Genomic DNA, 26917 nt, shown 5'->3' on the forward strand with positions numbered 1-26917 from the left:
GTATCAAACAACGCATCAGAATCTACCCAGAGACAACAGCAGGGTTCATCTCATCAAAATGGGATCTCTGTGTTTGCAAATAACGATACAGGCGATTTAGAGCGTTGATATGAGCGTAAGCTGCGGCTACTACGATATCAGTATCAGATGCTTGTCCAGAGAATATCCGTTCTTGATGCTTCAAGCGAACTGTCACAGTTCCCAGTGCATCAATTCCGCCAGTCACAGATTGGACGGAAAACTCAATTAGTTGATTGGGAATCTGCACCAATCGATTGATTGCTTGATACACCGCATCCACTGGGCCAGTGCCTACACTCGCATCCGTGAGAATTTTGCCATCGGGGGTAACAATTGTAATGGTTGCAGTTGGGCAAGTGCAGTCACCGCAAATTACCTGAACGTGTTCGATTTGGAAGCCACTTTCTACTTGAATCTGCGTTTCATCTCGAACGATCGCTTCTAAATCCCAATCTGAGATTTCTTTTTTCTTATCAGCGACTTCTTTGAACCGATTGAAAGCTTTATTCAAATCCGCCTCGTTCAATTCAAAACCCAATTCCTTGAGCCTGCTACGGAAAGCATTTCTTCCTGAGTGCTTGCCCAAAACAATCCGATTTTCTGGTAAACCGATCGCAGCAGCTTCCATAATTTCATAAGTCTCGCGGTGCTTGATAATCCCATCTTGGTGAATACCAGACTCATGGGCAAAAGCATTTGCTCCGACGATCGCTTTATTGGGCTGAATCAGCATTCCGGTTAATTGGGAAACCAAGGATGAGGTTTTATAAATCTCCTGAGTCTTAATATTAGTCAAGGGTGTATCGGCATCAACGGGACGACCAAAGTAAGGGTTGAAGAATGGTTTGCGAACCTGCAACGCCATTACAATCTCTTCTAAAGCTGCATTACCTGCTCGTTCCCCAATGCCATTAATGGTACATTCCACCTGACGCACGCCATATTCAATTGCTGCCAAAGCGTTAGCTGTCGCTAAACCTAAATCATTTTGAGTGTGAATGGATAAAATCACCCCATCGATATTAGGAACGTTTTCTCGAATTCCCTGAATCAGAGTTCCGATTTCTTTGGGTGTGCAGTAACCAACAGTATCAGGAATATTGATTGTAGTTGCACCTGCTGCGATCGCCATCTCCAAAACTTCATAAAGAAACTCTGGCTCAGTGCGGCTAGCATCCATTGGAGAAAATTCTACATCGTCTACAAAGGATTTGGCATAAGCAATCATTTCTGATGCGATCGCTAATACTTCGCTACGAGACTTTTTCAATTGATATTTCAGGTGAATATCTGAGGTAGAAATCATCGTATGGATTCTCGGACGAGCCGCACCTTTCAAAGCTTCGGCGGCGGCGTGAATATCTTGGCGAATGGCTCTAGCTAAACTGCAAATAATCGGCCCACCAGGTATTCCGACTTGTTCGGCAATGCTTTTAACAGCTTGAAAATCTCCCGGACTAGCGACGGCAAAACCGGCTTCAATTACATCGACACCAAGCAGAGCTAGTTGATGAGCGATCGCTAATTTCTCTTCTACATTGAGGGTTGCGCCTGGTGACTGTTCGCCATCCCGTAGCGTGGTGTCGAAGATAATAACTCTGTCTGGTTGAGATGCGATGCTCATAAATGTCTCCCGTGGTATTGAAGGGATATTTAAAAAACTTACTTTGGATATTGTATACAATCTTTTGTATTTTGTATACAATATATAATATGAACTTAAATGACTTAGCAGCCAATGTGCTGCAACAACAACGCAGTACGCCAGATTTAATTGCCGATGCTTTGCGGGAAGCGATTCTGCGCGGTATTTTTCAGGAAGGACAATCTCTGAGACAGGATGAAATCGCCACTCAATTTGGCGTTAGTCGTATTCCCGTGCGCGAAGCCCTTAAGCAGCTAGAAGCAGAAGGATTAGTAACACTGCATTTAAATCGTGGTGCGATTGTATCGGTGTTGACAGCACAAGAGGCGCAAGAAATTTGTGAAATTCGTAGCGCTTTGGAAGTGAAAGCGATGCAATTAGCAATACCTAAGTTCAGGGAAACAGATATAGAAAAAGCTGCTGTGATTTTGGAAGCGACAAATCAAGCAACTGATGCAGGTATGTTGGCAAAACTCAACTGGGAATTTCACGCGACGCTGTACGCCACTGCTGAACGTCCCCGGTTGCTGGCGATGATTAAAACTTTACACATTAATTGCGATCGCTATGTTCGCGTACAATTAGCACAGATGGATTACCAAGAGCGATCGCAAAAGGAACACTATCAACTCTTAGATGCTTGTCAAAAGCACGATACAAAAGCTGCTGTCAGGTTACTGAAACGACACATTGACACCGCCGGAGAACAGCTAATTGCATACTTGCAGCAAATTGCTCAGAAGCGCTGATTATTGAGATGTTGTACCAGAACAGACTAAACGAAAAATTTCCACTATTCTCTTGAACAAACCTCTCCCTTCCTTGAACTTTAGTTCAACTCTCTCCCTCTCCGCCTCGGAGAGGGACGGTTTTACGTAGTAAAACTAGGGAGAGGTCTTTTTATTCAATTCACATTGTTCACAGAACTAAGTGGTTGTCTATGAAAAAACTGCTCAAGCGTATTAAAAGATTGTTCCAACGTATCATCAAGAGTTTTGCATCGGATTCTCAGCAGACATCGCCATTAATAAATTCTCACCCGTTATACACATCTATTCCCAACGTTTCTCCCCAGTGGGAGTCTGGTTTGGTACTTGTGTGTTCACAATGTGCAAACGAGCAATCAAATAGTTTTCATCCAACTAGCAAAAGTTCAACACCTTCCGAAGACCTAGAAAATTGGTTAAAATCTCGTTTAAAATTTGAGGGATTATGGGGTGAATTTCGAGTGGTTAACACTAGTTGTTTAGGAGTGTGTCCAAAATCTGGTATTACTGTCGTTATTGTAAGTAATGGAAGTGGCGGTAACAGTCCATGCTTAATTGTAAATCCTCAGAGCGATATCTACGACGGGCTACGCCTACGGGAACTTCTTTATTCATATATTAAACAGAATAAAAAGTAAAAAGTATTTTTTACTTTTTACTTTTTACTTATACGATATGAAAGATTAATTCTTGAAACCGGACATTTTTGGTCTTACAAAGTTAGCTGAAGAATTACTGCTTCGGGCATTAGTATTTGCTGACTCAACCGTTGGTGAACTGAGATTCAAGAAATCGATGAGTTTGAGAGTACGTTTACGAATTTTCCAGTTTCCATTTACATTGACAACTTGATCTTCGTAAGTACCATTAGCGACATCAATGCTAGTTTCCGAACGCTTGTGAGTCGCATGGAGATAAGAAGTCATCACTGCTTTATTATTCTCAATTGAGATGTTTATCGTACCCATCAAGTGTTGGGTAGCTGTATAACCATTTCCTTGAAATACTGAATAGACAAAATCCGCCCAAGAATCCGTCCCATAATTTGTTTGAGTTGTCCCATCAGGAAAAATGGCAGTGAGGACTGCATCTTGAGTAAAACAGTTGCGATAAATATTTTTTCCCTCTAGAAGATTTCCTCTACCAATGGCATCAGTTCCCAACGCATAACAAGATGTTAATTTTTGAATTTCTAATTCGGCGTTAGGTTGTGTTGCGCTTGCTAGCTCAAACCTACCTCCAATAAACAGCACAAGAGTGACTGCAAGTACAATCAATGCGATCTTATTTAAGAAAAACGAGATAGCTCTTGGAACTATCCGCCCACCTTCTCTTCTTTTTTCCACAGGATAACCACCTTAATTATTACTATTTTCGCATCTTCTAACTTGCTGTAAACTAAACTAATAACTGATATTTTAAGTAATATAATCAAACTAAATCTGCAAAATATTTAGTTACAACTTACTTTTATCTCAGTTAATAACTTAAAAATTTACTACAAGGCTTGATGCATACAATTAATTATTATAATAGCAAGTAACACATAAAGTTTTAAATACTAAATATGCTCAAATGTGTGTTTATTTGATTAAGTAATCAAGTTACGACTTAAATATTTTTACTGATATTAAAATGATATTTTTCAACAGTTTAAAAAATAAAATACTTGAATCCTTAGTGATAAACAAAGTACCCGAATTATCAAACCCTTCGGGTATCTGTGGCTATAGCTTTGCTAGTGTGTCTTTACTCTGAGAAATTACTATCCCAAAATGGGAATAGAAATTATAAATTGTGTTCCTTGCCCCAAGACTGATTCACAAATCAAACTTCCACCATGATTTTCTACTATAATTTGGCGACTAATAGATAATCCTAATCCTGTACCTTTTCCTACACCTTTGGTAGTAAATAGGTTTTCAAAGATACAAGCTTTAACATCTTCTGACATACCTTTAGCATTATCTTTAATTTTAATTGTCAAATTATTGCCTTCATTTATATTAGTTAAAATAGTAATAATATTTGGATAATTATCTTGAATTTCTATAAAGCTACGACCAATATTTGCTTCTTCTAAAGCATCAATTGCATTTGCAATAATATTCATAAAAACTTGATTTAATTGTCCCAAATAACATTTTACCAATGGGATATTTCCATACTCTCTAATGACTTGAATTGCCGGACGTTTCTGATCAGCTTTCAGACGATGCTGTAAAATCAACAAAGTACTATCGATACCTTCATGAATATTAGCTAATATTTTAGATGTAGTATCGGCGCGTGAAAAAGTACGGAGAGAAGTACTAATATTGCGAATGCGCTGTGTCCCTACTGTCATCCCATCAATCATTTTGGGTAAATCTTTTAGCAGGAAATCTATATCTATTTCTTCGGCTTTTTCTTCAATCTCAGCACCAGGATTCGGGAACTTTTCTCGGTATAGTTGTAAATAGTCTATTAAATCATTAACAGTATCTTTTGCTTGGGCAATACTACCTGTAATAAAACCAACTGGATTGTTAATTTCATGTGCTACACCTGCAACTAAATTTCCTAGCGAAGACATTTTTTCGCTTTGGATAAGTTGTAGTTGTGTCTCTTGTAAATCTTTGATTGACTGTTCTAATTCTTTAGATTTGTCTTGTTCTCTGGTGTACAAACGGGCATTTTGGATGGCAATAGCCATTTGAGAAACTAAGACTTTTAATACCTCTACTCTTTCTGTAACAAAAGCTCCTGATGACAACTTATTTTCTAGATAAATAATACCAGTAAGCTGTGATTGGTAAATTATAGGCAAGCAAAAGATTGATTTTGTTTTAGATTCCTGAATATAAATATCCAAGTTAAATGGTTCTGTAGTTATTGCATCATTCAATACAAGATATTGTTGAGTGCGAAAAACGTAATTAATCACAGAGAGCGGTAAATACTGATAGGTTTCAACAGGAATAGAGCTTAAAACCGTTACTACATCGTCAGCAGAATTTCCAGAAGCTTCGATATATAGTTTATTCTCTTTAAGTAGGAGTAATACTACTTTTTGGGCGGCAGCGTTTTCTAATAAAATCTTGATTAGCTTGCCTAATAAACTTTCCAAAACAATTTCGTTGGTAATCGCTTGCGAAAATTTTATGAATGTATTAAAGTCTAAAAAGTCACTTAAACTACTATTAGTAGTTGTGGTAGTAGTAAAGTGAATTGTATCTATTTTGGAGGTAGTAGTTTCTACAGTGGTAGTTTGTCCTACTAGAAAAACATACTTTGATTCTAAGTACTTAACTTTAGCGATCGCACCCCAACGAATATAGGCATAATAGGCTTTAGTTATATAAGTTTGATGAATTAACTCTTTACCTAGAGACTGATAAAATTTTCCTGCTAACTCATAGCCTAAAGCTTCTTCTTGGAGAAAACCATTCTCTTGAGATTTGGCAATAGAATTTTCATAATAGTCCATTGCTTCTAGCTTTTGGCCCAAAATCTGATAGCGCTCTGCCTCCACTAGATAAAATCTATGTAAGTGATTCGTGGGAGCATGAGTAGCCCAGAGTTCCATTTTTTGCTGATTAGCTTGGACTTTTTCTAAGATACCTTGCTTCTCAGTCTCTTTAGCAGTATGATATATTGCCAAATGTGCTAAAGAATCATAAAAATAAAAGAGTGGAACAACAAATAACCCTGTTACGCCACCTAAAGATTTTTCTGCGATCGCAGCATATTCTACAGCCTTAAAATACTCCCCAAATATGTAAGAGAGCATTAGTTTATTGACAAATAAATGATTAATTGTGTAAAGGTCATTTACTTGTTGATGAATTGGCAGCATACTCTGCTCGTTGTAGGCTTCTCCAATTAAACAGTCTATATTTTCGTAATTACCTTTCAAATTGAAAACTGTTTGTAAATATACTAAATTCCAAGTTAAAGCTACTTGTTGATTGATTTTTTTCAGCGATTCACAATAAGCTGTTAGTTCTTTTTCTAAAACCCAAAGTTCCTTACCCAACCAAAATGAATGATAGGGATAAATGTAACCGCAATAGCCAGCATATTCTAAATCTCCGGTTTCTAAACCACTAGCATATCCAGACATTGATGATGTTAATGTCTCCTTAATATGCTCTTTCCAGTGCATAACATGAGCGCTAACAACTGTTAGAATCTTGGCCTTGAGTTCTTGAGAATCAAATTGTGACACCAAACTAGAAGCTAATTTACCAAATTCATAGCCAGAATTAATTTCTCCTTGAACTCCACAAAGAAGTAAGCCATAAAGACTATAACCATAGCCAGATACAGCTGTATTACCATAGTTTAAGGACAAATTAACCATTTTACAGACAATAATCGGCATCATTGCAGGAGCAGTTTGAAAAGCCGCAGGGAGAACTCCCATTAATATCCTCATGGCTGCAATCTTGTTAGGATCGGACATTAATGGTAAGTTAATTAAATCTGCGATCGCTTTCCCTTTTAAAGAAACAGCAATTTCATCCATTCCCTGCTGAATATCAGTTGATGTGGGTTCGTCTGGAAAATTTATTCCTAACAATTGCAGAATTGATACTGCTAACTGAATTGCTTCCAATTGCTTGCTTTGAATGATAGAAGCGATAATCTGTACTTCATAGACTTTCACTTTATCTAAAAGGATTTTGGCTTCTTGCTGCACCACCTCAGCCCAGTGCTGCATCTGTTCAAAATTACCGCCCAGATAAGCTGCTTCTGCGGCTCCTTCATATAAACTTATAGTTAATGTGTATTCAGTTTGCCAAGCATCTATATTTAAAAGTTCTATCCCATTTGTGAAGTACTTAAGTGCAGCTTCGTAAGCCGTAGAAGCTTTAGCTTTTTTCCCTGCAATTAAATTTAATCGTGCCAATTCAGTTTTTTCCGATTGCTCTATTAGATTAACAATACCTACATTCAATTGATTGACGATATCAAAAATATTAGCTTCTATTTCGTCCTTTGGAATATTTTGTAGAAGCAATTTCCCAATTTTTAAGTGAGTAGATTTTTTGAGTTCTTCTGGAATCAACGAATATGCTGCTTGTTGTACCCTGTCATGCAAGAACTTGTAACCTACTCGTGAAGTGTCAAAGTTTAAATTAACTGCTTCTTGTTGATTAAAAACTAAAGGAATACGATAAGCTTCACTTAAAGGTAGAATTAATCCTGCTTGCAAAGCCGAGTGTAAATCATTGGCTGTCAAAGAAGGTGATTTTTCATTGACTATTGATAAAACATCTAAACTAAATCTATCACCTACACAAGCTGCTAATTTTAAAACGTTTTGCGTACATTTTGGCAGTTTCTCTACTCGACTTGCAACTAGCTCAACTACATTTTTTTCGGTTATTCCAATCGCTCGAATATCTTCCAAATTCCACTGCCATTGAGCATTTATGAAGTCAAATGTTAAAAGCTTTTCTTGATGAAGCGCCTGAATAAGCTGTGTGATAAAAAATGGATTTCCACCTGTTTTGTTAGAAATTAATTCAGCTAGTTCGATAATTTTATTGCCAAAAGCGCTGCATTCTTTATTATGGTTAATATCTGTTTGTTGTAAAGTTTCTGTAACTAGCTGAGTCACATTATCTAAATCTAAAGGTTGCAATACAATATTATTAACAACTGTGCCAGCATTCTTAATCTCTTCTATTTTTTGAATTAAAGGATGTGCTGCACTAACTTCATTATCCCTATATGCACCAATAAACAATAGATGTTTGGTGTCAGTGTCAGTGATGAGGAGTTGGATTAAATTTAACGTAGCTGAATCTGCCCATTGTAAGTCATCTAAAAATATGACTAAAGGGTGTTCTTGTTTGGTAAAAACTTGGATAAATTCTTTAAAAACTCGATTGAAGCGATTTTGTGATTCTGTTGCCCCGATTTGGGCCACTTCTGGCTGTGTACCAATAATTAGTTCTACTTCTGGAATAACATCGGTAATAACTTTTCCATTTGTTCCTAAAGATAATAATATTTTCTCACGCCATATTTCTATTTTTTCATTGTTTTCTGTAAGTAAATATCGCATTAAATAAGCAAAAGCTTGAATTAAAGAGGCGTAAGGTATATTACGCTTTAATTGGTCAAACTTACCAGAAATAAAGTAACCTTTTCTCTGAGTAATAGGTTTATTAACTTCATTAACTAAAACTGATTTACCAATACCCGAATAACCAGAAACTAGCATCATTTCACTAGTTCCAGATGTAACACGCTCAAATGCAGCTAATAGTTCATTAACTTGGTTTTCACGACCATATAATTTTTGAGGGATTAATAACTGGCTTAAGACATCTAAACGACCTGGAATAAAATCAGTAATTTTACCCTCAGTTTTTAACTGGTTAAGGCATAATTCTAAGTCTGCTAATAATCCTGTAGCACTTTGATATCTATCTTCTGCATTTTTCGCCATCAGCTTCAGTACAATTTCTGAGATGGCGTTAGGAATTTTTGGATTTAATAACTGTGGATTTATCGGTTGAACAGCAATGTGGCTATAAACCAGTTCTAAGGAATCTTTACTTAAAAATGGTGTTTTCTCAGTGAGGATTTCATATAAAGTCACACCGAGAGAATAAAAGTCAGTGCGATAATCAAGAATACGATTCATTCTCCCCGTTTGTTCGGGAGACATATAGGCAAGTGTGCCTTCAACGCAATTAGGGTTATTAAATTGGGGATTTTCCTTATTGAGGCGGGAGGCGATACCAAAGTCAGTGAGTTTAACAATGCCTGTCTCGGAGTTAATGATGATATTGCTAGGTTTAATATCTTTATGAATAATTTGGTGTTTATGTAAATAATCTAGAGCTTTAGTCAGTTGAATAGCAATATTTAAGTTGCTAATTAAATCAAAATTTTCTGTTTGAGGAATTTCGGCTAAAGATTGACCGCCAAAGTCTTCTAACAATAGCCCTACACGATTACCAAAGGTTTCCAGACTAATAGCTTTAACTATATTGGGATGGTCTAAACTTTGCTGAATTTGATACTCATTTTTCAGACGAGTAAAGGCTTCGAGGGTAGGATATTCATTTTTAAGCAACTTGAGAATAACTCGCTGTTGCGTCTTTGGTATTTGTGTTTGATAAATAATTGTTTGGATTCCTTCATGAAGAGTCGAGTTGATTTGGTATCCAGTACGATTTGGCATTGAGTTTTGCCTATAAAGTAGTATTATTCCCCATCCTGTTTTGAAAGGGGTTCTAATTTAATTATTCCCAGTGGTAGAAAATTATTAACATTGTGGTTCCAGTATCCTGAATCCAGTGAAATATAGATAATTCGTAGGAGCGAACAGCTAGCTGTACGCCCCCTTATTTAAATGAAAATCTACTGTATCCTTACGCTAACCGCAGATAAGAACATTTTTGTAAAAATCCAGATGCTTTATTATGGGCATCAACGTTGTGAGTATGTACTGGCGTAGGTCGAATAATGCCATCAAACAAGTCATCCAATCCGTAGGGAGTGAAAAATTGCCATTGGCCTTGTGCATCTAATCGAACTCCGACAGCAGTAGCAGTATGTAGCCACTCTGCGATCGCATCTTCTGTACTAGTATAAGGTCTGCTACCAAGTCGCCAACGAGCAAAACTGGCTTGATTTTTGACATCAAACTCGTCATGAGGAAATTTTTCTGTGAGAGTCGTCTTTGCTGCTAGTTCTTGAGAACGATTTCCCTCTATATCAAAGAATGCAATATCAAAATCTTTAATAACTAACTTACAGTCATTACCAAAAATCGAAGACCAAACGGTGTTCCTGACTGCACCACCGGCTAACCACCAGTTAGGTAAATTTAGTTGAGCGATCGCAGATAATACTGTATCAATAGGTGTATCAGCTAAAATCATCTGTAAACGAGTGTTACTATTCATATCAAACTCCTGGGATTATCAACTAGAAGGTGAGAATATTATCATTCACATCTCATTAGGCTTACGGTCTTGATAAACTTCTTATAAAACTTATCGGCTCAAGGTTTATTAGAATAATTTTTAAGGAGATAAAACAAAACCTATGATTCCATATACTGGAGGTTGCCAATGTGGACAGGTTCGTTATGAAATCCACGCTGAACCCTTAACCCTCTATTTATGCCACTGTAAGGAGTGTCAGAAACAATCTTCTAGTGCTTTTGGAATGTCTCTTACCGTACCACGAGATGCTGTTGCAATTGTTCAGGGAAAACCGAAAGCTTGGACTCGGAAAAGTGATAACGGACGTGAAGTAAATAACCTGTTCTGTGGCGACTGCGGAACGCGATTGTTCCATGAACGGACTTACAACCCAAACACTATTAACGTCAAAGCAGGAACATTAGATGATACAAGTTGGCTACGTCCAGTGGGTAACATTTGGACACGCAGTGCCCAATCATGGGTGATAATTTCAGACGAATTGCTCAACTATGATGGACAACCAGAGGATGTTCGCCCTTTGTGGGAAAAATGGACGCAGCAGCATTCATAAACGCACAATTACATGATAGTTAAGCTAATATCCTCAGTTGGGAGTTTAACTGATGACTGTAGCAAAGGATAGAATAACAAAGTTATATTGAGAAATTACTTTAATGAACATATTAAATTATTTAAAATAGTAATATTAAACTCTAATTAGAAATTAAATTTGTATATCATATAGTTTTACATACTTGTTTGGAAATTATGTTAAATAAAATTAGCACAGAATCAATATCTTTACATAAAAATCTTGCTGGACATATTCAATTATGTGATTTAGCTAAAATTAAATTCTAAACAGAATATCGGTTCCTCCTCGAAAGTTTTAACAGTTATTTCTAGACAAGGTTAATGAAAAACGATACACCACAAGAATTAAACCAAGACCAAGAAATTGGGCGCTTAATTGATGAGGTAATGTCATCATCTCTGACTGATGAACAGTACCGCAAAAAGATGCAGCGACGCAAAGAAGTGCAAGACAAGCGTATAGCAGAAGCCGTACCAGAAAAAGGGTTAATTATTGTAAATACTGGTAACGGTAAAGGTAAAACTACTGCGGCTTTGGGCATGGTGTTACGATCGCTAGGTCACGGGTATAAAGTAGCGATCGTTCAATTCATCAAGGGAAGTTGGGAACCTTCTGAAAAAAGGGTTTTCAGTTCTTGGGAAGATCAGATAGAATTTCACGCAATGGGCGAAGGCTTCACTTGGGAAACTCAAGACCGCGATCGCGATTTAGACAAAGCTAGCGCCGCCTGGGAAAAATCATTAGAATATATTCGCAACCCAGATTTTCAACTGGTATTGTTAGACGAAATTAATATCGCCCTCAAAATGGCTTATTTACCATTGGAGGACGTTTTGGCGGGTTTGGCGCAAAAACCAGCTAATAAGCACGTTATTCTTACAGGCAGAGGCGCACCTGCTGGTTTAATTGAGCGTGCTGACCTCGTAACCGAAATGACCTTAATTAAGCACCCTTTCCGCGATCAAGGTGTTAAAGCACAACCAGGAATTGAGTATTAAATTAAAGATTATTGCACATTTGCAACGTGCGGCGATCGCTAGCTGTGATGGAATTTAACTGATAAAAGTCTTGCAGAGCCACAGAGTAAGGATAACTTCTGAAATCATCTTCACTTACTCTAGGTAGTGTGTTGTTTGCAGCTACCTGATTTGACTGCGGAGTACTGGCTTCATTTGACGTACTATTAACAGTCATTGCCAGTTCTCCCGACTTGTTGAGCGTACCCTGAAAACAATTAAATTCTGACTGGGGCATATACAGCGCACCAGTTATCTTGTCTTGTTGCTTCTGAAATATGATGTAACCTTGACCAAGCTGGTTTGATTTTGGTGATTGACCATAGAGATAAACTCCATCTTTTACAGGAAAATTCACTTTTGGTAAACCTTCTGCGCTTTTTGTTGCTCCTTCTCCTTGAGAATCTGGAACCAGCGCTGTGGTTGTAGGAAGTGTTTTTCCGCTCTTATGCATAAAAATCCCTGTCTCCCCAGCAGCCGCTCTCTGTTGACTTCTTTCTTCTCTAACTCTTCTTAACTGAGACAAAAGGGAGCTTTCGGAGGTTTTGCTTTTCTGGATTTGAGCCGATGATAATGGAGAATTTGCAACCGGTACTACTTGAGTCTGCTTGCCTATAAAGCCCAAACCGAGAAGTAAGCCTAAGCTTGCTAGGGAAATTCCCCACTGGCGGGGAGATAAGAACTGATAAAGGTTGTTAAGCACCCTACTTCTCCTGTTAAAAAATCAACTAAGTTCTCTAGAACTTACTTAAACTATAACCAAGTCTTAATTGTGAAAGACTCTGTTCACGATTTATATTACTATTGTCCAAAAAAGAAAACTGTCAAAAACTAAAGTTTTTGTTCAATCTAGCTCAACCATCTTAGATTACCACCACTTAGAGTATATATTCTTCATTCAATAGATTCATGCCATTGGGTGAGGTTAATAAAAAAATCGCCCCCTGAAGTTTAGGAGGCGCATCATTAAGGTAGTGTAGAGACGCGAGGATTTCGCGTCTCCACATTTAACTAGCAATGTATTCTTGGACATTGGCGCGACGGCGACGCAGATGAGCCAAAGCCTGATGCTCTAGTTGACGGACACGTTCGCGGCTGAGATTCAATCTCTCACCCACTTTCGCCAATGACATTTCATTGCCATCTTCTAAACCAAAGCGTAGGGCTAAAACTTCTCGCTGTTGCGGGGTTAGTTCTGCTAGCAGGTTGTTCAAATCTTGGCGTAAGAATTCCTGGTTGGTGTAATACTCTGGTGATGGGCCGCTATCTTCGAGCATTTCTTGCAACTCAGTATCCTGGTTATCGCCAACTTTAACATCCAAAGATACTGGTTGACGCGCCATGTTCAGGTACTCGCGGATCTGAGTCGGTTCGAGTTCCAGTTCTTTGGCAATTTCAGCTGGTGTAGGCGATCGCCCCAAGGTTTGAGCCAATTCACGCTGCACTTTCTTGATTTTGTTCAGTTTTTCGGTAATGTGGATCGGCAACCGGATAGTACGTCCTTGTTGAGCGATCGCGCGGGTAATTGCTTGGCGAATCCACCAGTAAGCGTAAGTCGAGAATTTATAACCTCTCATTGGGTCAAATTTCTCCACACCCCGCTCTAATCCTAGTGTTCCTTCCTGAATTAAATCCAGAAATTCCATATTTCGCTTTTGGTATTTTTTCGCAATAGCAACAACCAAGCGCAAATTCGCTTCGATCATTTTTTGCTTTGCCCGCTTACCTTGCGCCACCGTTTGTTGTACCTCGGTTTCCGATTGGTGAACCACGTCAGCCCACTCTGACATCTCTGGTTCGCGGTGCAGTTTCTTCGCCAAAACCTCTTTGGCATCAATGAGTGTCATCATTTGTTGAACCTGCTTCCCATAGACAATCTCTTGTTCGCGGGTTAGCAGTGGTACACGACCAATTTCTCGCAGATAGGTTCGCACCATATCAGCCGTGAATCTGGTGTTGAGGTTTTCCGTTTGGGTATTGACAGTAGGCATTGGTGCGTTGTCCTCTACTCCGTAAATAAAATGTATTTTTTCTTACTAAAATTGATCGATAAAGGTAGTAAATCTATCAAAAAATATTGGAAGCTACTAAAAACAATTATCAATTGCTACAGCCGTTATGAAGACGGTAAGCTCCCAAGATAGGTTCCCCTACCTTCCCTAAATTTTTCAATCTCTTATAAGCACACTGGTTATTTTTGAGAATTATTTTTCTAGGTAGTTAATGACAGCAACTAATAAATCCGAAGTCGTTATGACTTTTACTTACTTTATATTACGATAAATCAGCCAGATAGTAAAGTCTCTTAAGATAAAGGTTTAAATTATAATCCAAAATTACGCATTTGGAAAAAACTTTTAGGCTTCCTTGAAATTACTGACTATATCTATAGTGACCCCAAAAACCCCTCTTCTGTTGCCAAGAACTAGCCGGATAACCGAACTTATTTTCTTGTGAGGATGGGGGATGTTACGAATTGGGAATTGGGGATTGGGAATTGGTCGGTAGCGGATTAATCTTGATGTAGATTAAATCAGCAACTTACCGCAGGGTAGGACTAATGACCAATGACAAATGACAAATAATTTTAGAATCCCAAATCAGCTTTGGCGAGTTCAGCAGCAGCGAATACTTCCGCGTCAGGTTTTTCTTCCCAGGCTGGCTCACCAATTTCTTCGTAAAAAGTTGCGTCGTAAGGACGGGTACGTACTACTACTGGCATGGGAACGGCGTGACCTAAAATTAAAGCTTGTTGCTTAGAGTCTAACTTTGCCAGTACCGATCGCAGTCCGCTACCACCAGATACACCCGTAAAAATCGCATCAATGTCTTTTTCGTCATTCAGCAAAGCGGTAATCCGAGTCCCAATCTGGGACATAACCTCATTATCAATACCCGATGGACGTTGATCAACTACCAAAAGTGTGACGAAATATTTTCGCAGTTCACGGGCAATAGTCCCAAAGATAGTGCTTTGTACCACTGCTGGGTCAAGGAAACGATGTGCCTCTTCAATGGTAATCATCAACGGCGTGGGGCGATCGCTAGGATTTTTGCTTTGCAGAAATTTATCTGCTTTTTTGACGTAATGCTCGTGGATACGTCGGGTGATCATATTCGTCACCAACATATAAGAGAGCATATTAGACTGGGAACCAAATTCTATCACAACATTCTTCCCAGATTCCAGACATTGCACAATTTTACTAATATAATTTTGGGGGCAAACCGCTCGCATATACTTCAAGCTATCCATCCGCAATAGTTTGCGCTGCAATGCCATAATCGAGCCTTTGTGTCCCCGCTTCTCGTCGCAGAACATCTCGATTTCTTCGTTAGTCATGTTTAGCAGTTGGACAATCCAAGACTTGCCAAACTCACTGTATAAAATATTGGCGTTATCCAGGGCTGCGTCGGAGAGTCCTAAATCTCGACTACATAACTTAATATCTTCAACTTCAATTTGCTCGTAACTCAAATAAAGTTCTTGAGCATCACGCACACCCCGGCGCTTTGTAGATTCTGGGTCGAGGGTATAAACTTCTACTTTACTAGGGAAAAGTTGCTTTAATCCCTTAACTGTATTAACGTTCTTCCCTTCTGCAACGGCTTCCCAGCCATACTCAGAGTGCATATCAAAAATCAAATTGACTGCCGCACTTTTACGGATAACGCCAGCTAAAAGTAGCCGTGTTAGAAAGGATTTACCAGTACCAGATTTCCCAAAAACCCCATTACTCCGTTCCACAAAGCGGTTTAAATCGATGCAAACGGGCACATCCATATCCAAAGGTTTCCCGATGGAAAAATTACGCCTTTGGGGGTCATCTTCCCAACCAAATACGCGGCGAAAATCATCAACACTTGCTTCGTAAACTTGACTAAAGTGGCTAGGAATAGTTTTAACAGGCAACAATTCCATCGTCGTGCTGGTTTGTGGCACAAATGAAGCCAAACCCGTCACCGATGGGATAAAGGGATTTGCCGATTTGCCATTTGTTGGGGAGAAAGATTCTTCAGTTTCGGGAGTGAACATCAACATCGGCGCGAGGTTGATAGTACCATAAGTACCACTTCCGGCTAGAACGTCTCGTAAAAAAGTGTCTTCCCAATTGGGCGGATTAGCAATAATTCGGGCATTAGCAGCGCCTAATGCTACATCTGTCAGCATACAAAAAAAGCGCGATCGCATCCCTTGCACAACAAGAAACTTACCAACCCGCATATCTTCTACAGAAATGTCAGGATGCAATCGTACTTCTAAACCTTCAGTTAGAGAACCTTGAATGACCGAACCTAATGGCTGTCCCGAATTCATCTGATTTGTCATTTGTCATTTGTCATTTGTCATTGGTCATTGGTTATTGGTCATTCTCCACCCAATGCCCCATCGCCAATGCCCAATGCCCAATTATCTAATCAATCTGAATCGAAGTTGGCGCACTCCCTGTTGGTGAAGTGGTACTGATTAATGGTTTACGGAATTGGGTGTAAATGCGATCGCGCCAGGTAAAGAATGGTTCATAATCTATATTCTCTGAAAAAATTGGTAATCCTTTACCTCTAAGGGAAGCTGGTAAATCCAGATAGGGGCCAGGGGGGAACTTGAGTAATATCGATAAGCCAGCTACTGCTAAGTCAGCTAAAGTCGGCTCATCGCCAGTTAAATAAGGACTATCTGCCAATAATAACGTTAACGCTTCTAGGTCTTGTTTTAAAGATGCGATCGCTGATTGGATCGCATCTGGACTATAGCCTACTCCAAAACCCAACACTGTCAGTAAGTCAGTAGGTACTCCTCCAACCAGACTTTTAAATATATCTGGTGTTGAAGTGGGTAATAAAGACTTGCGGAAATTTTGATCTTGACTTACTGCTGCAAATAGTGCTTTCCGTCCTTTGATGCCTATAGACTCATCAGCCCATTCTTCTATCAACAAAGTTAAACCCCGTTTTTTGGGATCTTGGGGTATTATTGGGCGATCGGGATACTCTAAGTCTAAATACTTAGCTATTTCCGTAGAATCCGCAATATATTTATTACGATCCTTTAATACTGGGACTTGCTTCTGACCAGTCAGCCGGAACAGTTCTACTTGTCCAATCCCAGGCGTAACCTCTATTTTGCGGTAATCTAATCCTTTAAAGTCTAGAATTAGGCGTACTTTCTCTGAGTATTGAGATAGTTCCCATTGGTATAATTCCAGCATGTTGTATACCTGATAACTGGTCAACTTCTTAAACTTTACAATTGTATCTTTAGTTAAAGTAATTTTTCTTTACATTAGTTGCTTTTTGTCTATCTAGTTGAGATTATGATTGAACTCATGCTTGATTTTTGGCGAAATCATCGATTTAAAAAGTATGATTTTCTGATTCAAATATCAAATAATTAAATAATTTCATACGACATACATAAATAAACCTAACCCCTCAGTTGCAAATTTTCAGCAGTTACTTTAAGTTCCGCCACTGTGAGACTACGTTAGGATATCTAGGTAATTAGTTTCTGTGCTTTTGTTGAATAATTAATGGCTAATTCCGAGATATTGCCTTATTGCGTGTGGGATTTAGGACTTTTTAATCACCTATTAATTTACGTACTGCTTTGTATATAAATTAGCACTTAAGTGTAGTGTTTCTTACAGTTTATTGTAACTCCTACGTTATAAATGTGAAGTTTTCATACTTTTTGAGAGTTGAGGCTACACCAAGTGGGGCTTTTTAATTGTTGGTGTAATAGAAAAAATTTACTTATTACATAAAATATGTGGTAAGTATATTTTATACTTATCAGCTTCATCCAAGGTTAGATATTTGACCTCACTAACAAAAACTCTTCCGGGAAAAAATTTTACTTCCCTCTATGGTTAGATTTTGTGCATAGCAAAATGTTATAAATCTTTATGTAATGTGTGAACAAAAAGACAAACAAAATTTATGAAGACAAATAACAGCAAATTGCTGACCACCTTAGCAGGCATAGCAGGATTTACTAGTTTAAGCCTTCTCATTACTTTACCATCTGAAGCTAAAGAGGTACTAAATCCTAACCCCAGTATTTTCAACGAAGCCCCCTATAACAAAGGTCAACGCCTTCAAGTAAACGCTCAGTACACACCTGCTGAGGCTGCTTCCGAAATAGAAAAGGGTAATATCAAGCGCAAACAAGTAGCGCAGAGAAGTGGTGTAACAAATCCCAGACCAAGTATTTTCAATGAGCCTCCTTATAACCGTGGTGGTAGCGCTACACCTAGTGAGCCAACACCACCCACACCAGGTACAACCCCGGAAACTCAACCCAGTGGAACACCTACTACAACTCCTCCAGGGGCAAGCAACAATCAAGGTAAAAACTTGTTAGCCTTGGCAGAATCAAACGCTTCTTTTAAAACCTTAACCAAAGCTTTGAAAGCAGCAGGGTTGACTGGAGCTTTGCAAGGCAAAGATAACTTAACTATTTTTGCACCCACTGATGCAGCTTTTGCTAAATTGCCAGCAGATGCTTTGAAAGAATTGTTAAACCCAGCCAACAAAGAAGTATTGCTCAAGATTTTAACTTACCATGTAGTATCTGGTAAGGTCTTGTCCACTGATTTGAAGTCTGGTGAAGTTAAAAGCCTTGAAGGTGGCGCAATCAACGTTAAGGTCGATCCTGGTACTGGTGTAACTGTTAATGATTCTAAAGTGACACAAGCAGACATCACAGGCACTAACGGCGTGATTCATGCAATCGACCAGGTAATGTTGCCTCCCGACTTGTAACTCGTAGATATTAGTACAATCGGTAACAGAATTAGCTTGGCGTAAAGTATTAATAAATAAAAATTCCGTTCAATGTTAATTTTGGACGGTTTTTTTATTTTAATAACGGCGAGTTATAGCAAGGCACTGGAGACTAGGGACTGGGTGAAAAGTCTTTTTGTGTCTAAGTTTCATCATCTGTTGATGTCCTAACTACCAAGGCTGTTGCTATAAATTGGCAACTGCACTTAATGGTTTTGCTTTTGATTTGCCATCAGCTTTTGGTCTTTATCTTGCATTTCTAAAAGTTCAGGAATAGTAACAAAGCTATAGCCCTGTTTTCGAAAGTTGGCAATAATTTCTGGTAAAGCTTGTACAGTTTTAGAACGATTACCACCACCATCATGCATCAGCACAATTCCACCTGGTTTGGCTTTTCTGAACACATTATTAATTAACTTTGGTACAGCAGGACGCGAGTAGTCTACAGAGTCAGATGACCAGAGGACGATAGCATATTTGCTATTTCTAGCGTAATCAGCTACCCCATTGTGCATGATTCCCCCTGGTGGTCGAAACAGATTTGTTTTAATACCTGTCACTTGATAAATCAGGTCTGCTGTGTGGTCAATTTCATAAGCGGCTGCTTGTGGATTCAAAAATTGATACCAATGATGCCAAGTATGATTACCAATTACGTGACCTTCAGCAATTTCCCGCTTCAGTAAGCTGGGATAATTCTTCACGTTCTGTCCAATGAGGAAAAATGTTCCTTTAATTTGATTTTGTTTAAGAATATCCAGTACTTTGGCGGTACTATCAGGCCATGGCCCATCATCAAAGGTGAGAGCAATTACTTTCTGCTCAGGAGTAAGTTTTGCCGCAGTAATTGTTGCCCCTTGAAAACTTGTTGGGACATCATAGGAGAGACCCCTTATTTGTGCCTGTTGCTGCCAAATTTTAAGCATAGTTGCTTTTAATTCTTCAATCTGTTGTTGAGTTCCGACCTTGGTTGATAGATTGTTTACATTTATATTTTCTGTACTTTCGGCCTCAGACAATCTTGACTTGATAAACATCATCGTGGTGGTACTCAAGACAAGCAACGCTATTAATATTTTTTGTACACTAAAAAATGACTTATTGTTCTGCACTTCGTAGCTCCTTCAAGGGTAGAACCATTTTTATCACAATACTTTTGGCAGGTTTTTATACTTTTATAAGCATTGCCATGCAAACTACAGCATGATTGGTATATCTTCTAAAGTTAGCTCCAACCCTGACTCCGAAAAAATGCCTTACCCTACAGATAATTTAAATATCTATAAACAAAACTCTCACCAGGAAGGTGAGAGCCTTCTTGTGAATTAGTTTTTGTAGACTATGAGATATAAGGGGAATTTAGAGAACTATAAAAGGCAATTAATTTTGCCTTGTTAACATGAATATACTTAATGTAGGTTAAATATTGCATATCGCATTGACAAAGCCATTGCAAAATTATGACGAAGGTGTGACCTCAATACGGTGCGGATAAGCATTTTTCATTTTCCTTGTGGTTTGGGGAATGGGTTTGCGGGAAAAGGGTAAAGGATGTATTCAAAACCTTTCCCCTTTTCCCTTTCCCCTTTAACCGAACCGTATTGGGTGTGACCTTACTTGAGTGATGAGGCTAGCGCCAAGCGAGAAGACTCGCCTTCTCGTGTCGCTATCCGCCACTCGTACAGAATTCATACCTGTTTTCTGACTCCTGACTCCTGAATTCTGTTCGATAGTTTATTTGAGAATCCCTTAACAGGTTACAGATTAGACATTACATCCCGTGCAACTGCTAAAGTTTGATCGATGTCTTTTTCGGTGTGAGCAAAGGACGTAAACCCAGCTTCAAATTGAGAGGGTGCTAGGTAAACACCACGCTCTAACATACCCCGATGGAAGCGTCCGAATTTGGCTGTATCAGACTTTTTCGCATCTTCGTAGTTATGAACTGGGCCAGAGGTAAAAAATAAGCCAAACATGGCGCTAATTTGACCGCCGCAAGCCGCATGACCAGTTTCTTTAGCAATTTGCAGCAAACCATCTGCAAGCTTTTTAGTAATCCGCTCAAGATAATCGTAAGTACCTGGTTTTTGCAGCAATTCTAAAGTTTTAATCCCAGCAGTCATCGCCAAAGGATTACCAGAAAGAGTCCCAGCTTGATATACGGGGCCGGCAGGGGCAACCATTGACATAATATCTCGGCGACCACCATAAGCTCCTACTGGTAAACCACCACCAATCACCTTACCCAAGGTTGTTAAATCGGGAGTAACACCAAATTTTTCTTGAGCGCCACCGTAAGCAATGCGGAAGCCTGTCATCACTTCGTCAAATACTAATAAGGCTCCATACTCGTGAGTTAGTTCCCGTAATCCTTCTAGGAAACCCGCATCAGGTGCAATAAATCCAGCATTACCAACAACTGGCTCAAGAATAACGCCAGCAATTTCGTCGCGGTTTTCTTCAAACAAAGCTCTGACGGATTCTAGGTCATTGAAAGGCGCGGTTAGAGTACCGCTAGTCGCCGCTTTCGGAACTCCTGGTGAGTCTGGTAAGCCAAGTGTGGCAACCCCAGAACCTGCCTTTACTAGAAATGTATCGGCGTGTCCGTGGTAGCAACCTTCAAATTTGATGATTTTGTCTCGGTTGGTGAAAGCCCGCATCAGCCGCAAAACTCCCATACAGGCTTCAGTTCCAGAGTTGACAAATCTGACCATTTCGATACTAGGAACAGCATCGATGACCATTTCTGCCAAAACATTTTCTAGCGCGGAGGGAGCGCCAAAACTGGTACCTTTTTCTAAAGCTTCATGCAACGCTGCAATTACTTCTGGATGAGCATGGCCACAAATAGCTGGGCCCCAAGTGCCTACATAGTCTATATATTGGTTGTTATCTACATCCCAAATATATGCGCCTTTAACACGGTCAAAAACGATGGGTTGTCCACCTACAGATTTAAAGGCACGAACTGGAGAACTGACTCCTCCGGGCATAAGGTTTTGAGCGGCGGCAAAGATTTCTTGTGATTTTGTTGTTTTAATTGTGGTATTTACCAAGGTTCTCTCCTAACAGTGGGCAATAAAAAGCTCTATCTTAGAATAGTGTCAAAAAGTACTCAGAATTTCTATCCTATATAAATAGCTGAACAAAAAAATAACAATATGTTATGTAAGTCAAATAAAGACTTGCCTCTAGATATTCAAACTCGGTTATCTGAAGCATACCAGGATCTTTACCGAGCAGCTTTTAACTCGGGCATCCATTGGTATGGTGAGGCATCAAAAGCTCACAAAGTTGCGTTAAGTGCTGTCAAGATGCAGTCTGCTATGGAGCGGAATATTCTTGTTTAGAGCTAGAGAAAATAGTGAAATTCAAAAAAACATCTCAGTTGCTCTATTCAGAATGGTATCGTGAAGTGATGATTTATTCTCACTAGAGCAAACTAGCTGGTATGTCTTCTAACGATTCGCGATCGCTGCATAACGCTATCCCTGTTGAAAAAATTCGCTACGATGAACGGGGTCTAGTGCCTGCAATTGTCCAAGATTATTTGGATGGCACTGTCCTAATGATGGCGTGGATGAATCAAGAATCGTTACAAAAAACTTTAGAAACTGAAGAAACTTGGTTTTGGAGCCGTTCCCGGCAAGAGTTTTGGCATAAAGGGGCGACTTCTGGACATATTCAAAAAGTGCAAAGTATCCGTTATGACTGTGATAGTGATGCCTTGCTCATAGGGGTAGAGCAATTAGGAGATGTTGCTTGTCATACTGGAGAACGCAGTTGCTTTCACCAAATAGAAGGAAATATTGTCCCACCACCAGGGGATACATTGTCGCAATTGTTTCAAATAATATGCGATCGCCGCGATCATCCGACTGAAAATTCTTATACCTGTAAATTATTCGCAGGTGGCGATAACAAAATTCTGAAAAAGATCGGTGAGGAAACCGCTGAGGTGGTAATGGCCTTTAAAGATGATGAAGCAGATGCGATCGCAGGTGAAGTGGCTGATTTGCTATATCATACTTTGGTTGCCTTAGCTCATCATAAAGTGGATTTAAAATCGGTATATCGTAAGTTGCAAGAACGTCGTCAGTGAGGAGGAAAGGGGGCAGGGAGCAAGGGGCAGAGGAGAAAGAATACTGGAATTTTCCTGCAAAAAGGGTTTCATCTCAAGTTTGGTTAATCACTTATGATTACCGCATCTCTGCAAAAATCAAAAAAGCCTCTTTCCCCCTGCTCCCTGCTCCCCTGCCTAAATAAGTGCCCCTACTCAGCTAAAATTCGATTGAGATACTGTAAAATTGTCACAGCGATCGCCACACTCAAGATAAATCCTAGCCATAAACTATCAGTAATATTTTGCGGTTGATCTAATGCCCATCCACCCAACGGATGACCAATAAATGAGCCAACAGCCCAGCACAAAGCGTTGATGGAAAAATAAACGCCGCGTTGATTTTCCGGGGCCAACTCAGTCACTAAAGAAGCAGCTGATGGGGTATAAGAAACAATTGCAACTGCAAATACTCCCAATGCCAACGCTACCAAAACTAAATTATCAGATAGGGCAGTGCCACTTACCCAAATTAGGCCAAAACCAATTGCCCAGAGAATAGCGGAAACCGTAAGCGCGAGCGTGTGAGAGCAGCGTTTTAAGATGCTAGTTACAGGCAACTGGCAGATGATGGCGAACACCAGATGCCAAGCAAATAAAACGCTAATCGTAGTTTGAGCAAATCCTTCGCTAGTACTTTTGATAACAAAGTTTTTGAAGTAAAGCGGTAGGGTGCTATGAATTTGAGAAATATAGATTGTAAAGAATATATTAACTGCTATGTAGACCAGGAAACGGCGATCGCTTAATACTGCCATCCAAGAAGCCAAAAGTTCTATCTTTTCAGATTCCTCTATCTGCTGCTGTTCAGTTTCACTAATTCCTACATAGACAACCCCAAAAAACAGCAGAAAAGAAATGGCATCAATCACAAATAGCCATCGATAACTCCCAATTACCGCGATTAAAAATCCAGCAAGCGCAATTCCGATCGCTAACCCAAGATTATCAGCCAGTCGTGCGATCGCAAAAGTTTCGCGGCGATTGTCAATCTGGCTAGCGTCAGCAACAACAGCTTCAGCCGCAGGCCAATAAAAACCTATGCCTAAACCGCTAATCAAGCTACCAATTACCAAAATAGTAAAATCATTGGTTGTAGCTAAAACTAGAGAAGCAATTGCTGAAATCGCCGTGGCTAGCAACAAAGTGCGGCGGCGACCCCAATGGTCAGAATCAGCTAAAGAACCACCTACAATCCTCCCCACAATGCCGGAAATCGAGGCGCTACCCAAGGCTACCCCAACACTGGTTGCGGATAAACCGACCTCATTCACAAAAAAAATGGGGGCGTAAAACAGGGTACAGCCGGTGCCAACTTCCGAGAGAAATCTACCAATTGCGAAAATCCAGACTTGGGGATGTATCGAAGGCAGCCACGATGATAGCTGAGATTGAGAAGCTAATTTCATGAGTTTATATGTCATAGTCTGATGACATTTTTGTAATTCTTATCATTGCCTGCTATTTTTCTGACTCATTCCACAGGGTTTCCACAGGGATTTTAACAGTTTTCCACAGGTTGACTACGAGCTAATAGGCTTCTTACCCTCTGACTGGGGATTGTTAATTAACAGTGCTAAGGAACTTCAAGGACTGAGTTTTTATAAAGTAAAGTAACGAAAAATAGGCTCTAACACTGATTATCTCGTTCGTATTTATTTTTTATACAATCGTTTTTAACATTTCGCAGCATTGACAAACCCACCCCCTCTTGGCGCACAATGATTCGGCTTGCTCTTGTAGTTCGTTTAACTGCTAGCATCAAATGTGTAAAATATATTACCTAAGATGTAAGCGTAGATTGCCGGACTGACAAAAGAGTGGTGAGGTAGTTCGGTCTTCTCCCAAAGGGAGAGGCTAGCGCCATAGCGCAGCGTTAGCGAGTCCGCGAGCGTCAGGGGGTTTCCCCTCTTGAGTTACTACCGTTTGCCCTTGGCGTGCCGGAGGCATCACCCGTAAGGGTGAGGAAGCCAATTGGCGCTTTACTGCAAACAACTTGTCCCTTTTGATTATCCTCATAGGAGGAAAATCTCATGAAATCAACGGTTAGCATCTTTACAGAAATTCCCGAAACACTCCACGAATCCTTAAAACACTACTTAGAAACCCATCCCGATTGGGATGAAAATAGGGTATTGACGGCGGCACTATCATTGTTTTTACTCCAAAATGGAGATAGCGATCGCCGCGCTGCCCGAGTTTATCTGGAAACTTTGTTCCATCACTCCTCAGTAGAAACGCCCAGCATTGAATCACCCGCAACAGCCAATTTACTAGATACCCCATAGGTACTGATTTAAACAATTCGTAATTTGTAATTCGTAGTTATGTTTTATGACGGATTTAAACCCCGACACAAAACAAGCCGTTTATAAAAACGTGGGTATAAACCCCTATTTAATTACGAATTACGGGGCGTTATTCTAAATCATGCTCTAGTATGGGACACAGTTTACCGTGTCCCATTTATGGGATTTTGACCAATAGTGAAGCGATCGAGCATATCGGGGCAATATTACAACAAAAAAGATCAGTAGATTCTGATCTTAGGGGCTTGCAGAAAATAAATTATCCCAAATTATTTGCATATTTGTAGGGGCGCAAGATATTGCGCCCCTACAATGAGATATTTTTTTAACTAGAAGTCTCTTAAAAGGTTAAAACAAGAGCTTAAACTACTTGTTATGAAACTTGCAAATACAGTAGACGATATTTATGATTGCTGATTTCAGGTTAAATTAACGAGCTATGTGCCCCTACAAACTCTACCTTCAGCATCGTTATATTTGCTAATACAGTCAAATCGAAAGAAATATTTTTCAGTGGATAGGCGAGAAAGTTCACTGTTTTAAATGGATAAACCAAATAGCTCAAATAACTGTCTGGTCTGTATTTGAGCAATATCTACTTATGTTTGATTGTCTAAATTTGTCTTTCACTAAAGCCAATGAAATTTACTAAGATAAGTCGTCAGAAATAAATCCAACTATGTTACGGAACGTAAACAGACTGCAAACTTTTACCAATGACCAATGACAAAGGACAAATGACAGCCCCCACTAGTTAGCTTGAATTGCACCGACCGACTTAATCACTACCCCAAGAGTGAACAGTCAAGAGTTAAAAAACTCTAGACTATAAACTCAGGATTTAGCTTCCAACTGTTGAGGGTGAGCAGGAGATTCAAACTTATAGCCTACGCCACGTACAGTTTGAATTAATGCTGGCTGACTAGCATCAATTTCAATCTTCTTGCGAATTTGACCAATATGTACATCTACAACCCTCTGGTCGCCGACATATTCATAGTCCCACACCTCTTGGATGAGTTCTGCACGCCGCCAAACTCTACCTGGATGACTTGCTAAAAAATGTAACAAATCAAATTCCAGAGCAGTTAAAGGTACTGCTTGGTTATTAAGCGCTACCTCCCGTCGCACCGGATCGATCATCAGTTTTTCAAATACCAAGCGTTTCTGCTCGGCAGTCGTTATCACTCGCTGACGTCTCAAAATTGCTCCGACTCTGACTTCTAACTCTCCCAATCCAAAAGGCTTAGTGAGATAGTCGTCAGCACCTTTGGCAAAGCCACGAATTTTGTCAGCTTCGTCAGCACGACTAGTCAACATCAAAACAAAAACACCATTACGACTTTGCATCTCTTGGCAAAGGTTAAACCCAGTTACATCTGGTAGATTCACATCTAGAATCACCAAATCAGGGTTAAATTGCTCAAATAGAGCTAAGGCTGTCTTTCCGTCTTCGGCAGCCTCCACCTGATAGTTCTGCTTAATCAAAAAGCGTTGGATTAAATTCCGAACCGCAGGGTCGTCGTCAACTACAAGAATCTTAGCAGGAGCCGTGACCATTACTTTGCACAAAAATTCGTAAGATTAATAAGAGAGTTGCGTAAAAACGCAGTTGCCATTTTGGTACTAACTAAGAATCTACATGGCTACGGTATGAGAATCCTGATCGTTCACAAATAAATACTGTAATCAGCGATTGTGGGCAATGAGAACGCGAAACT

The 26917-nt window shown here is 39.6% G+C and carries 20 protein-coding genes and 1 pseudogene; 8 read left to right on the plus strand and 13 right to left on the minus strand.

Going from position 1 to position 26917, the window contains the following annotated elements:
• Positions 1-22: 22 nt before the first annotated feature.
• Positions 23-1645, minus strand: coding sequence for a 2-isopropylmalate synthase (locus tag RMZ41_RS01250; RefSeq protein WP_409874692.1), 1623 nt, complete (start codon positions 1643-1645; stop codon positions 23-25).
• Between the two features lie 89 nt (positions 1646-1734).
• On the opposite strand from RMZ41_RS01250, the gene RMZ41_RS01255 reads away from it, so the two are divergent.
• Together RMZ41_RS01255 and RMZ41_RS01260 are read left to right on the plus strand one after the other, a co-directional pair.
• Positions 1735-2415 (plus strand): GntR family transcriptional regulator, encoded by a 681-nt coding sequence (locus tag RMZ41_RS01255; protein ID WP_322639714.1) that lies wholly within the window; start codon positions 1735-1737, stop codon positions 2413-2415.
• A gap of 191 nt (positions 2416-2606) precedes the next feature.
• On the plus strand, positions 2607-3071 hold the full coding sequence (locus RMZ41_RS01260) for a (2Fe-2S) ferredoxin domain-containing protein (protein WP_322639715.1): 465 nt from the start codon (positions 2607-2609) through the stop codon (positions 3069-3071).
• Positions 3072-3116: 45 nt separating this feature from the next.
• Here RMZ41_RS01260 and RMZ41_RS01265 read toward each other — a convergent pair whose 3' ends face one another.
• The 3 genes from RMZ41_RS01265 to RMZ41_RS01275 all read right to left on the minus strand — a co-directional run bounded on the left by RMZ41_RS01265 (position 3117) and on the right by RMZ41_RS01275 (position 10346).
• Positions 3117-3779 (minus strand): nuclear transport factor 2 family protein, encoded by a 663-nt coding sequence (locus RMZ41_RS01265; RefSeq protein ID WP_322639716.1) that lies wholly within the window; start codon positions 3777-3779, stop codon positions 3117-3119.
• 419 nt (positions 3780-4198) lie between these two features.
• Positions 4199-9619, minus strand: a complete 5421-nt coding sequence (locus RMZ41_RS01270) for an AAA family ATPase (RefSeq protein WP_322639717.1) — start codon at positions 9617-9619, stop codon at positions 4199-4201.
• 190 nt (positions 9620-9809) lie between these two features.
• Positions 9810-10346: a nucleotidyltransferase family protein gene (locus tag RMZ41_RS01275; protein ID WP_322639718.1), complete on the minus strand. Its 537-nt coding sequence runs from the start codon at positions 10344-10346 to the stop codon at positions 9810-9812.
• 142 nt (positions 10347-10488) lie between these two features.
• Here RMZ41_RS01275 and RMZ41_RS01280 point away from each other — a divergent pair, with 142 nt between their 5' ends.
• Both RMZ41_RS01280 and cobO read left to right on the plus strand, forming a co-directional pair.
• Positions 10489-10941, plus strand: coding sequence for a GFA family protein (locus RMZ41_RS01280; RefSeq protein ID WP_322639719.1), 453 nt, complete (start codon positions 10489-10491; stop codon positions 10939-10941).
• A 344-nt stretch (positions 10942-11285) separates the two neighbouring features.
• A complete protein-coding gene (gene cobO / locus RMZ41_RS01285; protein WP_322639720.1) occupies positions 11286-11963 on the plus strand; it encodes a cob(I)yrinic acid a,c-diamide adenosyltransferase in 678 nt (225 codons plus the stop codon).
• A 1-nt stretch (position 11964) separates the two neighbouring features.
• On the opposite strand, the gene RMZ41_RS01290 is transcribed toward cobO, so the two are convergent.
• The 4 genes from RMZ41_RS01290 to RMZ41_RS01305 all read right to left on the minus strand — a co-directional run bounded on the left by RMZ41_RS01290 (position 11965) and on the right by RMZ41_RS01305 (position 17191).
• Positions 11965-12684 (minus strand): hypothetical protein, encoded by a 720-nt coding sequence (locus tag RMZ41_RS01290; protein WP_322639721.1) that lies wholly within the window; start codon positions 12682-12684, stop codon positions 11965-11967.
• Between the two features lie 304 nt (positions 12685-12988).
• Positions 12989-13972: an RNA polymerase sigma factor, RpoD/SigA family gene (locus RMZ41_RS01295; RefSeq protein WP_322639722.1), complete on the minus strand. Its 984-nt coding sequence runs from the start codon at positions 13970-13972 to the stop codon at positions 12989-12991.
• Between the two features lie 596 nt (positions 13973-14568).
• Complete coding sequence (locus tag RMZ41_RS01300) at positions 14569-16299, minus strand: ATP-binding protein (protein WP_322639831.1); 1731 nt, start codon at positions 16297-16299, stop codon at positions 14569-14571.
• Between the two features lie 97 nt (positions 16300-16396).
• Complete coding sequence (locus RMZ41_RS01305) at positions 16397-17191, minus strand: glutathione S-transferase family protein (protein WP_322639723.1); 795 nt, start codon at positions 17189-17191, stop codon at positions 16397-16399.
• 730 nt (positions 17192-17921) lie between these two features.
• Between RMZ41_RS01305 and RMZ41_RS01310 the strand changes: the two genes are divergently transcribed.
• A complete protein-coding gene (locus RMZ41_RS01310) occupies positions 17922-18746 on the plus strand; it encodes a fasciclin domain-containing protein (RefSeq protein WP_322639724.1) in 825 nt (274 codons plus the stop codon).
• Positions 18747-18973: 227 nt separating this feature from the next.
• On the opposite strand, the gene RMZ41_RS01315 is transcribed toward RMZ41_RS01310, so the two are convergent.
• Together RMZ41_RS01315 and hemL are read right to left on the minus strand one after the other, a co-directional pair.
• A complete protein-coding gene (locus RMZ41_RS01315) occupies positions 18974-19879 on the minus strand; it encodes a polysaccharide deacetylase family protein (protein WP_322639725.1) in 906 nt (301 codons plus the stop codon).
• A gap of 645 nt (positions 19880-20524) precedes the next feature.
• Entirely contained in the window at positions 20525-21823 is a 1299-nt protein-coding gene (hemL, locus tag RMZ41_RS01320; RefSeq protein WP_322639726.1) for a glutamate-1-semialdehyde 2,1-aminomutase, read from the minus strand.
• Positions 21824-21928: 105 nt separating this feature from the next.
• Between hemL and RMZ41_RS01325 the strand changes: the two genes are divergently transcribed.
• Together RMZ41_RS01325 and hisIE are read left to right on the plus strand one after the other, a co-directional pair.
• Positions 21929-22117 (plus strand): ChaB family protein, encoded by a 189-nt coding sequence (locus tag RMZ41_RS01325; RefSeq protein WP_322639727.1) that lies wholly within the window; start codon positions 21929-21931, stop codon positions 22115-22117.
• 101 nt (positions 22118-22218) lie between these two features.
• Positions 22219-22869 (plus strand): bifunctional phosphoribosyl-AMP cyclohydrolase/phosphoribosyl-ATP diphosphatase HisIE, encoded by a 651-nt coding sequence (hisIE, locus tag RMZ41_RS01330; protein ID WP_322639728.1) that lies wholly within the window; start codon positions 22219-22221, stop codon positions 22867-22869.
• Between the two features lie 170 nt (positions 22870-23039).
• Here the strand turns inward: hisIE and RMZ41_RS01335 are convergent, their stop codons facing one another.
• Together RMZ41_RS01335 and RMZ41_RS01340 are read right to left on the minus strand one after the other, a co-directional pair.
• Positions 23040-24296, minus strand: coding sequence for an MFS transporter (locus tag RMZ41_RS01335; protein WP_322639729.1), 1257 nt, complete (start codon positions 24294-24296; stop codon positions 23040-23042).
• A 448-nt stretch (positions 24297-24744) separates the two neighbouring features.
• Positions 24745-24906, minus strand: a complete 162-nt coding sequence (locus RMZ41_RS01340) for a hypothetical protein (protein ID WP_322639730.1) — start codon at positions 24904-24906, stop codon at positions 24745-24747.
• Between the two features lie 14 nt (positions 24907-24920).
• Between RMZ41_RS01340 and RMZ41_RS01345 the strand changes: the two are divergent.
• Positions 24921-25112 (plus strand): annotated as a pseudogene (locus tag RMZ41_RS01345) (DUF2811 domain-containing protein); the annotation flags it as partial.
• A 918-nt stretch (positions 25113-26030) separates the two neighbouring features.
• Here the strand turns inward: RMZ41_RS01345 and RMZ41_RS01350 are convergent.
• Positions 26031-26756 carry a response regulator transcription factor gene (locus RMZ41_RS01350; RefSeq protein WP_322639731.1) on the minus strand — a complete coding sequence of 242 codons (726 nt, stop codon included), beginning with the start codon at positions 26754-26756 and terminating at the stop codon, positions 26031-26033.
• Positions 26757-26917 lie beyond the last annotated feature (161 nt).

Source organism: Nostoc sp. DedVER02 (genome assembly GCF_034530675.2).
GTDB lineage: Bacteria > Cyanobacteriota > Cyanobacteriia > Cyanobacteriales > Nostocaceae > Nostoc.